The following is a 13,611-nucleotide window of genomic DNA, read 5'->3' on the forward strand; positions in this document are numbered from 1 at the left end:
CTCGTTCTTCCGTTGATCGTCTACTGTTCAATTATGAACCCAAAGCATCTTCAAGGAATGCTTCAAGCTGTGCAAGGTGTTTGGACATCAGGCCCGTTGCCGTCGAAGCTGCCGCAGGACGTCCGGTGTAACGGACGCGCTGATGCTTGGCATCGATATGCGCGAGAACCCATTCCAGATAGGGATCGATAAAGGCCCAGGCGCCCATGTTCTTGGGCTCTTCCTGACACCAGACCATTTCCGCATTGCGGAAGCGGGAGAGTTCGGTGATCAGGGCCTTTGCCGGGAATGGATAAAGCTGCTCGACACGCAGGAGGTAGACATCGTCGATGCCGCGCTTTTCGCGCTCCTCGTAAAGGTCGTAGTAGACCTTGCCGGAGCACAACACCACGCGGCGGATCTTCGAGTCCTTCTGCAGCTTGATAGGCTGATCCTTGAGGAGTTGCGCATCATCCCACAGCAAACGGTGGAACGATGAATCGCCCGTGAAATCCCCAATCGAAGAGACGGCACGCTTGTGACGCAGCAGGGATTTCGGTGTCATCAGGATAAGCGGCTTGCGGAAATCGCGTTTCATCTGACGGCGCAGGATATGGAAGTAATTAGCCGGCGTCGTACAATTCGCGACCTGCATATTGTCTTCTGCACAAAGCTGCAGATAACGCTCGAGCCGGGCCGAAGAATGTTCCGGCCCCTGGCCTTCATAACCATGCGGCAGAAGGCAGACGAGACCCGACATACGCAGCCATTTGCGCTCGCCCGACGAGATAAACTGGTCGAAGATGACCTGCGCACCGTTGGCAAAATCGCCGAACTGTGCTTCCCACAGGGTCAGCGCTCGCGGATCGGACAGCGAATAACCATATTCGAAGCCGAGCACAGCCTCTTCCGAAAGCATCGAATTGATGACTTCGTAGATAGCCTGGCCCTTCTGCAGGTTGTTGAGTGGGATGTAGCGCTTTTCGGTGTCCTGATCATAAAGCACCGAATGACGCTGGCTAAACGTACCGCGCTCGACATCCTGGCCAGACAGGCGCACCGGATGGCCTTCCGTGACCAGCGAACCGAATGCCAAGGCTTCGGCAGTGGCCCAATCGAAGCCTTCGCCGGTCTCGATCATTTTGGCGCGGTTATCCTGGAAACGTTGGATCGTCCTGTGCACGTTGAGGCCAGGGGGAACTTCGGCGAGCTTCCTGCCGATTTCCTTCAGGGTCTTCACCGGCAGGCCGGTCTTGCCACGCCGCTGTTCATCGGCATTGTCGGCAGTCCGCAGACCACTCCACGCACCGTCGAGCCAGTCCGCCTTATTCGGCTTGTAATGCTGGCCGGCTTCGAATTCCTGTTCGAGATTTTCGCGCCATGCGGCCCGCATTTTTTCGAGGTCAGCGTCGGTGATGAGCCCTTCGTCGATCAGCTTCTGCGAATAGACCTGGACCGTCGTCTTCTGACTGCGGATCGTCTTGTACATGATCGGCTGCGTGAATGCAGGCTCATCGCCTTCATTGTGACCGAAACGGCGATAGCAGAACATGTCGATGACGACTGGCTTATGGAACGTCATGCGATATTCGGTGGCAATCTTGGCCACATAAACAACGGCTTCCGGATCGTCACCATTGACGTGGAAAATCGGCGCTTCAATCATTTTCGCCACATCAGAGGGATAGGGCGAGGAACGCGAGAAGCGCGGATTGGTGGTGAAACCGATCTGGTTGTTGATGATGAAATGTACGGTGCCGGCGACGCGGTGGCCGCGCAGACCTGACAGGCCGAGACATTCGGCGACAACGCCCTGACCGGCGAACGCCGCATCGCCATGCAGAAGCAGCGGCATGATCTTGGCACGCTCCGAAAGCGGCACAATCTCATCGCGATCACGCCCGACAATAAGATCCTGCTTGGCGCGCGCCTTGCCCATGACGACCGGATTGACGATCTCCAGGTGCGAGGGATTGGCCGTCAGCGACAGGTGGACCTTGTTGCCGTCGAACTCACGATCCGACGACGCACCAAGGTGGTACTTCACGTCACCGGAACCTTCAACGTCATCCGGTGTATAGGAGCCGCCCTTGAACTCATGGAAAATCGCGCGGTGCGGTTTGCGCATGAATTGGCTGAGGACGTTGAGCCGGCCGCGATGCGCCATGCCTAGAACGATTTCCTTCAGGCCCATGGATCCGCCGCGCTTGACGATCTGCTCAAGCGCCGGGATGAGCGACTCTGCACCATCGAGGCCGAAACGCTTGGTACCCTTGTACTTGACGTCGATAAACTGCTCGAAACCTTCCGCCTCGATCAGCTTCGACAGGATGGCCTTCTTGCCTTCCGCCGTAAAGGCGACGCCCTTGTCCGGACCCTCGATGCGCTCCTGAATCCAGGCTTTTTCCACCGGATCGGAAATATGCATGAACTCGACGCCGATGGTCGAACAATAGGTGCGCTGCAGGATGTCGAGCATCTGCGGGATCGTCGCATATTCGAGACCCAGCACATTGTCGATGAAGATCTTGCGGTCGTAGTCGGCCGGCGAGAAACCATAGCTCTCGGGCGACAGCTCGTTATAATCTTCCTTGACTTCGGCAAGGCCGAGCGGGTCAAGTTTGGCATGCAGATGACCACGCATGCGATAGGCGCGGATCATCATGATGGCGCGCACGGAATCGCGGGCAGCATGGATGATATCCGAATCTGAGGCTGGCACCTGAACGGCAACGGCCGCGCCATTGGTTGCTGCTGCGCCGTTGGCACTCTTGGCCTTCAACTTGTCGGTGATGTGCTTTTCGACTTCGCCCCAATTGCCGTCGAGCGCTGAAACGAGCTCGCCATTGCTCGCAATCGGCCAGTTCGGCTTCTCCCAGGAAGCGCCCTTGGCATTGGCGATAACGTCAGCCTTGCTGTCGTTGAGATTGGCGAAGAATTCCTGCCATTCGGCATCCACCGATGCCGGATCCTGCTCGTAACGCGCGTGCAATTCCTCGATATAATTGGCGTTGCCGCCATAGAGAAATGAGGTGAGAGCGAAAAGATCGTTGGCCTGTTCTTGACGTGCCATGTTCGTGACCGGAGCCCTGCTCCGTCTCCTTTTCTGGTGGTTGACCGGGGCGACTACCGTCCCGATCCATTCTCGCTAAGTTAATGTCTCAGCCCTTGAGGACTTCGACCAATGTCTTGCCAAGCTGCGCTGGCGAAGGCGAAACGCGGATACCTGCGGCTTCCATCGCTGCGATCTTGTCTTCCGCGCCGCCCTTGCCGCCGGAGATGACAGCGCCGGCATGGCCCATCGTACGTCCGGGAGGAGCCGTACGCCCGGCGATGAAACCAGCCATGGGCTTCTTGCGGCCACGCTTTGCTTCGTCGGCAATGAACTGCGCTGCATCTTCTTCAGCCGAGCCGCCGATCTCACCGATCATGATGATCGATTTGGTCGCTTCGTCGGCAAGGAACATTTCCAGGACGTCGATGAACTCGGTACCCTTTACAGGATCGCCGCCGATACCGACTGCAGTCGTCTGGCCGAGGCCCTCGTTCGTCGTCTGAAACACTGCTTCATAGGTAAGTGTTCCGGAGCGCGATACAACACCCACAGAGCCCTTCTTGAAGATGTTACCCGGCATAATGCCGATCTTGCATTCTTCCGGTGTCAGAACACCAGGGCAGTTCGGGCCGATCAGACGCGAGGTGGAACGGTCGAGGCGCGCCTTGACCCGAACCATGTCCATGACAGGAATACCTTCGGTGATGCAGATGATCAGAGGAATCTCTGCCTCGATGGCTTCCAGGATTGCTTCTGCTGCGCCTGCAGGCGGAACGTAGATGACCGACGCGTTGGCGCCTGTACGATCCTTGCCTTCCGCAACCGTAGCGAAAATCGGCAGCTGCGCGCTCGAACCGGTCGGCAGATTGCCTTCCCAGGTTTCTCCGCCCTTTTTCGGATGGATGCCGCCGACCATCTGGGTACCGTAATAGGCCAAAGCCTGCTCGGTGTGGAATGTGCCGGTCTTGCCGGTGAGGCCCTGAACGAGAACCTTGGTGTCTTTGTTAACCAGAATAGACATGCCTTAGTTCCCCTTCACAGCTGCGACGATTTTCTGCGCCGCATCATCGAGATCGTCCGCAGAGACGACATTCAGGCCGCTTTCATTGATGATTTTCTTGCCGAGTTCGGCATTGGTACCTTCGAGGCGAACGACGAGCGGGACCTTGAGACCGACTTCCTTGACCGCAGCGATCACACCTTCGGCAATGATATCGCATTTCATGATACCGCCGAAGATGTTGATCAGAATGCCTTTGACCGCGGGATCGGCCGTAATGATCTTGAACGCAGCCGTGACCTTCTCCTTGCTGGCGCCGCCACCAACATCGAGGAAGTTCGCTGGCTCAGCACCATACAGCTTGATGATGTCCATCGTTGCCATAGCGAGACCGGCGCCATTGACCATGCAACCGATATTGCCATCGAGGGCCACATAGGCGAGGTCATATTTCGAAGCCTCGATCTCCTTGGCGTCCTCTTCGGTTGTATCGCGGAGTTCGACAACGTCGGGATGGCGGAACAGCGCGTTGCCGTCGAAGGACACCTTGGCATCGAGAACACGCAAACGGCCGTCTTTCATGACGATCAGCGGATTGACCTCGAGCAAGCTCATGTCCTTCTCGGTGAAGGCCTTGTAGAGAATCGGGAAGAGCGTCTCGCCGTCGGAGCGGGCTTCACCCGCGAGGCCATAGGCTTCATTGATCTTGGCGGTATCTTCTGCAGTCACGCCTTTCTCCGGATCAATCGAAACGGTGATGATCTTTTCCGGCGTGTCGTGTGCGACGCCTTCAATATCCATGCCACCTTCAGTAGAGACGACGAAAGCCGGCCGCCCGGTGGCGCGATCGATCAAGATCGACAGATAGAGCTCGCGCTCGATGTCGGCGCCGTCTTCGATGTAAAGGCGGTTCACCTGCTTGCCGGCAGGACCGGTCTGCTTGGTGACCAAGGTATTGCCCAGCATTTCCTTCGCGTTGGCAACAACCTCCTCGACCGATCTGGAAAGGCGTACGCCGCCCTTCGCATCCGGTCCGAGTTCCTTGAACTTGCCCTTGCCACGCCCGCCCGCATGAATCTGGCTCTTTACCACATAAAGCGGACCGGGCAGCGTCTTAGCCCATTCTTCCGCCTGTTCGACGGAGTAGACGGCGACGCCATTGGCGATTGGGGCACCGAACGAGTGCAACAGACGCTTGGCCTGATATTCGTGAATATTCATATGATATTTCCTCTACGAATAATCCGCACACTTAGGTGCGGATCGTTTCAGAATTGTTTCAGGCCCGAGTTATTTCAGGTTCGGAGCAATGTTGATGCAGGCCTCGCACAGGCCCGCAACAGAAGCCACCGAAGCCTCGAATTGTTTTTGTTCGGTCTTGTTGAGATCGATTTCGATGACGCGCTCGACACCGCCGGCGCCGATGATGACCGGGACGCCGACATACATGTCCTTGACGCCGTATTGACCGGAAAGATGCGCTGCGACAGGAAGAACGCGCTTCTTGTCCTTGAGGAAAGCTTCGGCCATCTGAATCGCCGACGAGGCCGGCGCGTAGAATGCAGAACCCGTCTTCAGCAAGCCGACGATTTCGGCACCGCCATCGCGGGTACGCTGGATGATCTGGTCGAGTTTCTCCTGGCTGGTCCAACCCATCTTGACGAGATCCGGAAGCGGGATACCCGCAACGGTCGAATAGCGTGCAAGCGGCACCATGCTGTCGCCGTGACCGCCGAGAACGAAGGCGGTGACATCCTCAACGGAGACTTTGAACTCGTCGGCAAGGAAATAACGGAAGCGTGCGCTGTCAAGAATGCCGGCCATGCCGACAACCATGTTCTTTGGCAGGCCAGAGAACTTCTGCAATGCCCAAACCATGGCATCCAGCGGATTGGTGATGCAGATCACGAAAGCGCCGGGGGCGTACTTCTTGATGCCCGCGCCAACCTGCTCCATGACCTTGAGGTTGATGCCGAGAAGATCATCGCGGCTCATGCCTGGCTTGCGTGGCACTCCGGCGGTGACGATCACCACATCCGCCCCTTCGATTGCCGAATAGTCATTAGCGCCGACGAGACTGGCGTCAAAATCGTCAACTGGCGACGACTGGGCGATGTCCAGTCCCTTGCCCTGCGGTATGCCTTCTGCGATGTCGAAAAGCACGATGTCACCGAGCTCCTTGAGCCCGATCAAATGTGCAAGCGTTCCACCGATCATGCCTGAACCGATGAGGGCGATTTTATTACGTGCCATGCTGATTACTTCCTTGATCTGAAGTCGTGACGGACGCCAAAGGACACTTCGCAATGTTCGGGCAGCCCACGGGCAAACCTTCTACCACACGTCCTCGCGCTGGGACGTTCGAATATTCCTCTTTCAAAAATAACTCAACACAAAATTTTCACCCCAATAAATTCAATCGGTTAGAATTGATGGGATTTACGTAAACGTCAACAAAGTTCGCCCCACAAAAGTTGAACCGCGCCATTTTTAGCATGGAGAACATATCAAAATGATGAAAGAAAGGCGAGTTGGATCACACGCAATTGATGGCTTAAACTTCTGCGGACCGTGGGGGCTCGGCTGACTCGGAACGTGTGCCCGCTTCAGCCAAATAATCCTCACTTTGCATCTCGAACAACCGCGACGCCGTACGATCAAATTCAAAGGCCTCGGTGCCTGACTTTGCCACGTAAAGCTGATCCGGTGAGGCTGCCGCAGAGATCACCACGTGAACATGGTGATCATAAAGAATATCGATCAGGATGATGAATCGCTTGGCTTCATTGCGTCTCGGCTGGTCGAGCACCGGCACAGCATCGATAAAGATTGTCTGATAGCGCTTGATGATCGCGGTATAGTCTGCCGCCCCGAGTGGCTTCGAGCAGAGATCGGCAAAACTAAAGCGCGCGACGTGCCGTGCGGCCTGCGGAATGATAACCGTACGGCCTTTGACTTTGACGCTGTCTTGCGTGATGGTCGCGCCAGCGGTCGCGGCGTGCCAGGCGTCATCCATCAGCCGGCTCGTCTCATCGCTCAGCGGCGAAAGAAAAACTGGCATGCGATTCAGCTTCTCCAGGCGATAATCCGTGCGGGCATCGAGGTTTATGACGTCCACGTGGGTTTTCAGAAGATCGACGAAGGGCAGGAAAAGCTGGCGGTTGAGACCGTCGCGATAAAGGTTATCGGGCGCGACATTCGACGTAGCGACGAGCACCACGCCACGCTCGAAGAGCGCGCGAAACAGGCGCGACAAGATCATCGCATCAGCGATATCGGTTACCGTGAATTCGTCGAAACACAGAACCCATGCCTGCTCCGCCAATGCATCGGCGACTGGCGGGATAGGATCTTCCTGTTTCGTCTCGCCTTTTTTGAGAGCCTGACGGTGCGCGTTGATGCGTTCATGCACATCCGCCATGAAATCGATGAAATGCGCCCGACGTTTGCGTTTGACCGGTACCAGTTGGTGGAACATGTCCATCAACATGGTCTTGCCCCGACCGACTTCGCCATGGATGTACAGACCCTTGACGATTTCGTGCCGCGGCGCCTTTCGGCTGAAGAGCCAGCCGAGCGCACTGGATTTTGTTGCAAGCCGCTTCGTCGCCACGTCGTGGATCAAACGATCAAATCGACTGGCAAGACGCTGTTGCGATGGATCGGCATCCAAATCTCCTGCGTGCACAAGCGCATCGTAGCGCTCACGCACGGAGGGAAATACTTTCAAATTATCGTGCGACATGCGAAATGCAGTCTCCGGGTGCGCCCGCGGCGCACTCAAATTTTAGGTCGTAAGATAACTAACGTGACAGACTAACGTTCTGTCCGCCCGAAGTCTGGCCGTCGAACTTCGATTGGCCGGAAGAGTAGAGTTTTGCCACTGTACCGCCCGCTGCATCATAAAGCGTAAGTTGCTTGCCGCTCACAGCCCAGGAAGAGAGGTTGGCAAGTTCGCCAGGGCAGCGCAAAGGACCCGCACGGTAGCCTTGGCCGAACTTGGTCTGCGGCGTCGCGATCTTGCAGCTCTGCCCACCCATCGAAGCATTCCAGACGCCGGCGACACTGCTGGCAGTAAGGTCAGGAGCATTTTCAGGTGGCAGCGAAGCGACCTGCGTATTGCCCTGCGGCGCCGGAGCTGCATTACCCGTCGTCGGTGCAGTCGGAAACTGATTGGCGCCGCCCGGTGGCGGCAGCTGGCTCTGACTTACCGAGCCTGAGGGTGCTGGCTGCAATGGTGCAGGTGCGGTAGAGACAGGATCCATTCGTGAACTCTGGCATCCCGCCAGCGCCATGCCAACAACGGCGACGGCCAGCAAATTGACTTTCAAAGTCCCCATAACTTCAGTTCTCCATCTGCGCATTTGAACTCAAAATGCGAATCTATTCGGCGTTCTTTAACCACCAATACAATGGCGATACTGGCGAAATTTCAACCCACGCCCCAGAAAAACCGATGTTTTTCTGACCGAACCGGGCATCAGGACCATCAAAAAATAATGGAACTGACAATATCGCCACACCTACCAAACCTGCCTACGATCAGCCGAGACCGGCAGCATTAACCAATTCAATCATTTCAAGGTGAATAAAGTCTTATGCATTGCAGCAAACCATGATCGCTGCCACGCAGCATTGATGCGCGCTGGCACTGGCATTTCTTCCCCTTTTCCGCCATATAAGCCCTCTATCGACAGATGATGGCAATTATAGGCTGGCGAAGGCATGGCGGCATACGCGCAATTTGCGAAGATGAACGGGCTTGGTAACGAAATTATCGTTGCCGATATGCGCGGGCGTGCGGACCGTATTGCGGCTGCGGCGGCCGTCGCGCTCGACCGGGATCCGGCGACCAAGTTCGACCAGATCATGGCCATTCACGCACCGAAAACTGGCGGTACGGAAGCCTATATCGAGATCATCAATTCCGACGGCAGCGAAGCACAGGCCTGTGGCAACGGCATGCGCTGCGTGGTGCAGGCGCTGAGCTCCGAAACTGGCAAGCGTGAATTCACTTTCGAGACGATCGCCGGAATCCTGACCGCGCACGAGCATCCAGACGGGCAGATCTCCGTCGACATGGGCAAGCCGCGCTTCGATTGGCAGGACATTCCCCTCGCGGAACCGTTTCACGACACGCGTAGGATCGAATTGCAAATTGGACCGATCGATGCGCCGGTCTTGCATTCGCCATCGGTCGCCAACATGGGCAATCCGCATGCGATCTTCTGGGTTGACCAGGATGTGTGGACCTACGATCTCGATCGGTTCGGGCCTCTCCTCGAAAACCATCCGATCTTCCCGGAACGCGCCAATATCTCCATCGCGCACGTGACCAGCCGCAACGCCATTACCCTGCGTACGTGGGAACGCGGTGCCGGTTTGACCAAGGCTTGCGGTTCTGCCGCCTGCGCCGCTGGTGTTTCTGCCGCACGCACCGGCCGTACCGAAAGAATTGTAACGGTCACCGTGCCGGGCGGACCGCTGTTGATCGAATGGCTTGAAAACGATCATGTGATTATGACCGGGCCTGCGGAATGGGAGTTTTCCGGATCTCTGGACCCCGCGACCGGAGCCTGGCACCGCGACGAGGTCAAATCCTCGCAGGGAGCGGCGTGATGGCTGTCGATGTCGTCACTTTCGGTTGCCGGCTCAATACCTACGAGTCGGAGGTAATGAAGCGCGAGGCTGATGCGGCCGGACTTGGTACGCTGGAAGCCGGTGCGATAATTTTCAATACCTGCGCGGTTACCAGCGAAGCTGTGCGCCAGGCCCGGCAAGCCATCCGCAAGGCACGCCGGGATAATCCGCAAGCGCGCATTATCGTTACCGGTTGCGCCGCTCAAACAGGCGCAGATGAATTTGCCGCAATGGATGAAGTCGATCTCGTTCTCGGCAACGAGGAGAAGCTGAAATCCAACTCCTATCGCATGCTGCCGGATTTCGGCGTCAACCAGTTTGAAAAGGTGCGTGTCAACGACATCATGGAGGTGCGCGAGACCGCCTCGCACATGGTCGACGCCATCGAAGGACGTGCTCGTGCTTTTGTTCAGGTGCAGAACGGCTGCGATCACCGCTGCACATTTTGCATTATCCCCTACGGCCGGGGTAACTCCCGCTCGGTACCGATGGGCGGTGTTGTCGAACAGGTCAAGCGGCTCGTCGGCAATGGTTATAACGAAGTGGTGCTGACCGGCGTCGACATGACCAGCTATGGACCGGATCTTCCGGGAAACTTGCGGCTGGGCAAGCTGGTGAAGGCCGTACTGAAGGAAGTGCCGGACTTGCAGCGGCTGCGCCTTTCCTCCATCGACTCGATCGAAGCCGACGAAGACCTGATGGAAGCGCTGGCGACTGAAAAACGTATGATGCCGCATCTGCATCTATCGTTGCAGTCGGGCGACAACATGATCCTGAAACGCATGAAGCGCCGCCATCTGCGTGAAGATTCAATCGCGTTTTGCGAGAATGTCAGGAAGATCCGCCCGGATATCGTTTTTGGTGCGGATATTATCGCCGGTTTCCCGACCGAGACCGACGAGATGTTCGAAAATTCCATCCGGATCGTTGAGGAGTGCGGCTTGACGCATCTGCACGTTTTTCCGTTCAGCCCGCGTGAAGGAACGCCCGCTGCGCGCATGCCGCAGCTTGATCGTCATGTCGTCAAGGCCCGCGCGGCAAGGCTGCGGGCTGCGGGCGATACGGCCTATCGCCGCCACTTGCAGAGTCTCGTCGGCACGGCGCAGAAAGTTCTCGTCGAACGTGAAGGCCTCGGCCGGACGGAGGGTTTCACTCTCGTTGGTGTTGACGGCGGAACACCCGGCCATATCATCGAGCGCACGATCAACGGCCATGACAGTGACAAGCTGTTGGCTAATGATAGTGGCCGCCGCGCCGCATAATCTTAATCAGCAAAGCAGTTTTCATGGCTCTGGGTTTCATCAAGAAGATATTCTCCTTCGGCAAGAAGGAGGTCGAAGAGGTTCCGATTGAGAAGCCCTCAGGCGAGCTCGATCAGCTACCGACGGCTGAGCAGCTCTATGAGGATACAACGGCACAAGAAGCATTGAATGTGCCTGCGGAAACTATTCCTGCTGAAGCAGAACCAGTTGTTGAGGAACAGACGGTCGCCTTCGAAGAGACGGCGGCAGAACCTGAGTTAGTTCAAGACATCGAACCTGTCATTGTCGAACAGACCGCGATTGAACCCTTGCCAGTCGATGAACTCATCGAAGCCACGGATGAGATTGAATCGCCAATGGGCGAGGTAGCGATCGAGCCGGTACCGATCCCCGCCCCCGAAGCTCCATTCGCCGAGGTCGCGGAGACGCCGGAGCCCGTCGTTGTACCCAAGCCCTCAAAAGTAACGGTTAGCAAAACGGTCGAGGAAAAGCAGGTCGAAGTACCGATTGTGGCAGAACCGGCGGTACGTCTTTCCTGGTTCGAGCGTCTGCGCAAAGGGCTGTTCCGTTCCTCCCAGCAACTCGGCGATTCCATTGGCAGCATCTTCACCCGGCGCAAGCTGGACGAAGATACGTTGCAGGATCTGGAAGATGTGCTGATCCAGGCAGATCTCGGTATGGAGACCGCCATCCGCATCACTGGGGCCTTGAGCGCGACGCGCTACGGCAAGGATATCAGCACGGAGGAAGTCCGCGCAATCATGGCAGCGGAAATCGAGAAGGTGCTCGGCCCGGTGGCGAGGCCGCTGGAGCTCGATCTCTCGCACAAGCCACACGTGATCCTCGTTGTAGGGGTCAATGGCACAGGCAAGACCACGACGATTGGCAAGCTTGCCGCCAAGCTTACGGCGGGCGGCCTTAACGTCATGCTCGCCGCAGGCGACACATTCAGGGCGGCCGCCATTGAACAGCTGCACATCTGGGGCAAGCGCACCGGCGCACCGGTCGTCTCCTCCAAGCTTGGCGCCGATGCGGCGGGCCTCGCCTTCGATGCGTGGAAACAGGCGAAAGAAGCCGGAAGCGACGTTCTGATCATCGACACAGCCGGCCGTCTGCAGAACCGGGCGGAACTGATGGACGAACTTGCGAAGATCGTTCGCGTGCTTGGCAAAAATGATCCGGAAGCGCCGCATACGGTGTTGCAGACGCTTGATGCGACGACAGGGCAGAATGCCCTCAATCAGGTCGAGATTTTCAAGAACATCGCCGGCGTCAATGGTCTCGTGATGACAAAGCTAGACGGCACAGCACGCGGTGGCATTCTTGTCGCCATCTCTGCAAAACACAAATTGCCGGTCTATTTCATTGGGGTCGGCGAGCAGGTCGAAGACCTTGAACCCTTCGCCGCAAGCGATTTTGCCAAAGCCATCGCAGGAGTTGCATGATGGAACAGCCCATATTCGAACGCGATCCATCTGATCCGGCAGCTAGAACCGATCCGGCGCGCAAGGAGATCAATCCGCTGCTCAAGCTGGTTCTGGAACTCGGCCCGCTGATGGTGTTCTTTTTCGCCAATGCGCGCGGCGAATGGTTGATCGAACGCTTTCCCGCGCTCTCCAATATTGGCGAGCCGATTTTCATCGCCACCGCCCTGTTCATGGCGGCAACGGCGGTTGCACTTGCGGCTTCCTGGATTCTGGTGCGCAGCCTGCCGATCATGCCGCTGATCTCCGGCATCGTCGTGCTGATCTTCGGTGCGCTGACGCTATGGCTCCACAATGAAACCTTCATCAAGATGAAGCCGACCATCGTCAATGCATTGTTTGGGGTCATCCTGCTCGGCGGACTCTATTTCGGCAAATCCCTCCTCGGCTATGTTTTTGACAGTGCCTTCAAGCTGAATGCCGAGGGCTGGCGAAAGCTGACCATGCGCTGGGGGATCTTCTTCATTTTCCTCGCAGTACTGAATGAAGTTGTGTGGCGCAGCTTCTCGACCGATTTCTGGGTAGCGTTCAAGGTTTGGGGCACCATGCCGATCACGCTGCTCTTCACCTTTGCGCAGATGCCGCTCGTGATGAAATATTCTATCGAGCCTGCAGCCGAGAAAGCGTCGAGCAAAGACTAGTAAGACCGCCACAATCCGGCTGAAAAGGGTCATAATTTCCGCGTGATCACGACGAAATCCCGCCGTGATCCACGCTCAAGAATTGCGTTACCGGCAACGAATTCTCAGAAAGTGTGACCCATGAAGACGGCTCTCATCGTAATGACCCTGATGGGTTGCGACTGCGATGCGAAAATCTGCGAATATATAAAAACAGCAGATGCCGGCTGGACCAGTATCGAACGATGCAGAGCGGACCAGGAGAACCAGATTCGTCAGAACACGAAGGTCGACTATCCGTTGATCACCGCGACATGTACCGTGAAATCTGCTCCTGAATCAGTGGTCGCCGGCAGGTCTTTTACGGTTCCTGAGCCCGCAGCGGACCGGCCAATAGAAACGCTTGCACTTGGCACGCCTATCGCTACGCCGGTCACGGTCGCAACGAAAACGAAATTCGGCTATCGGATGATCACCGTTCCGCTTACCCACGCCTATGACAGCACGGCGACGGCCGCAACAAGAGCCGCGGGCTGGGTACGGCGCTATGCCATGCTGGAAAACTGAAAGG

At 56.9% G+C, this 13,611-nt stretch carries 11 protein-coding genes; 5 read left to right on the forward strand and 6 right to left on the reverse strand.

Annotated features, from left to right (window positions below; translation table 11 throughout):
* Positions 1–31: 31 nt before the first annotated feature.
* The 6 genes from PHA01_RS17450 to PHA01_RS17475 all read right to left on the reverse strand — a co-directional run bounded on the left by PHA01_RS17450 (position 32) and on the right by PHA01_RS17475 (position 8,374).
* Complete coding sequence (locus tag PHA01_RS17450; protein ID WP_271897672.1) at positions 32–3,052, reverse strand: 2-oxoglutarate dehydrogenase E1 component; 3,021 nt, start codon at positions 3,050–3,052, stop codon at positions 32–34.
* An 88-nt stretch (positions 3,053–3,140) separates the two neighbouring features.
* Positions 3,141–4,055: a succinate--CoA ligase subunit alpha gene (gene sucD, locus PHA01_RS17455; protein ID WP_114429646.1), complete on the reverse strand. Its 915-nt coding sequence runs from the start codon at positions 4,053–4,055 to the stop codon at positions 3,141–3,143.
* A gap of 3 nt (positions 4,056–4,058) precedes the next feature.
* A complete protein-coding gene (gene sucC / locus PHA01_RS17460; RefSeq protein ID WP_271897673.1) occupies positions 4,059–5,255 on the reverse strand; it encodes an ADP-forming succinate--CoA ligase subunit beta in 1,197 nt (398 codons plus the stop codon).
* Between the two features lie 69 nt (positions 5,256–5,324).
* Positions 5,325–6,287 carry a malate dehydrogenase gene (mdh, locus tag PHA01_RS17465; RefSeq protein ID WP_112525031.1) on the reverse strand — a complete coding sequence of 321 codons (963 nt, stop codon included), beginning with the start codon at positions 6,285–6,287 and terminating at the stop codon, positions 5,325–5,327.
* A 301-nt stretch (positions 6,288–6,588) separates the two neighbouring features.
* Complete coding sequence (zapE, locus tag PHA01_RS17470; RefSeq protein WP_271897674.1) at positions 6,589–7,779, reverse strand: cell division protein ZapE; 1,191 nt, start codon at positions 7,777–7,779, stop codon at positions 6,589–6,591.
* Positions 7,780–7,837: 58 nt separating this feature from the next.
* Entirely contained in the window at positions 7,838–8,374 is a 537-nt protein-coding gene (locus PHA01_RS17475; protein ID WP_271897675.1) for a protease inhibitor Inh/omp19 family protein, read from the reverse strand.
* 385 nt (positions 8,375–8,759) lie between these two features.
* Between PHA01_RS17475 and dapF the strand changes: the two genes are divergently transcribed.
* From dapF to PHA01_RS17500, 5 genes are all read left to right on the forward strand, one after another.
* Complete coding sequence (dapF, locus tag PHA01_RS17480; RefSeq protein ID WP_271897676.1) at positions 8,760–9,653, forward strand: diaminopimelate epimerase; 894 nt, start codon at positions 8,760–8,762, stop codon at positions 9,651–9,653.
* Positions 9,653–10,936, forward strand: a complete 1,284-nt coding sequence (mtaB, locus tag PHA01_RS17485) for a tRNA (N(6)-L-threonylcarbamoyladenosine(37)-C(2))-methylthiotransferase MtaB (RefSeq protein WP_271897677.1) — start codon at positions 9,653–9,655, stop codon at positions 10,934–10,936. Before dapF ends, mtaB begins: the two co-directional genes overlap by 1 nt.
* A gap of 23 nt (positions 10,937–10,959) precedes the next feature.
* A complete protein-coding gene (gene ftsY / locus PHA01_RS17490) occupies positions 10,960–12,381 on the forward strand; it encodes a signal recognition particle-docking protein FtsY (RefSeq protein WP_271897678.1) in 1,422 nt (473 codons plus the stop codon).
* Entirely contained in the window at positions 12,381–13,061 is a 681-nt protein-coding gene (locus tag PHA01_RS17495) for a septation protein A (RefSeq protein WP_271897820.1), read from the forward strand. The genes ftsY and PHA01_RS17495 overlap by 1 nt, the downstream gene beginning before the upstream one ends.
* A gap of 120 nt (positions 13,062–13,181) precedes the next feature.
* On the forward strand, positions 13,182–13,607 hold the full coding sequence (locus PHA01_RS17500) for a hypothetical protein (RefSeq protein ID WP_271897679.1): 426 nt from the start codon (positions 13,182–13,184) through the stop codon (positions 13,605–13,607).
* Positions 13,608–13,611 lie beyond the last annotated feature (4 nt).

Source organism: Candidatus Phyllobacterium onerii (genome assembly GCF_028331445.1).
In the GTDB taxonomy this organism is placed as follows: Bacteria; Pseudomonadota; Alphaproteobacteria; order Rhizobiales; family Rhizobiaceae; genus Phyllobacterium; species Phyllobacterium onerii.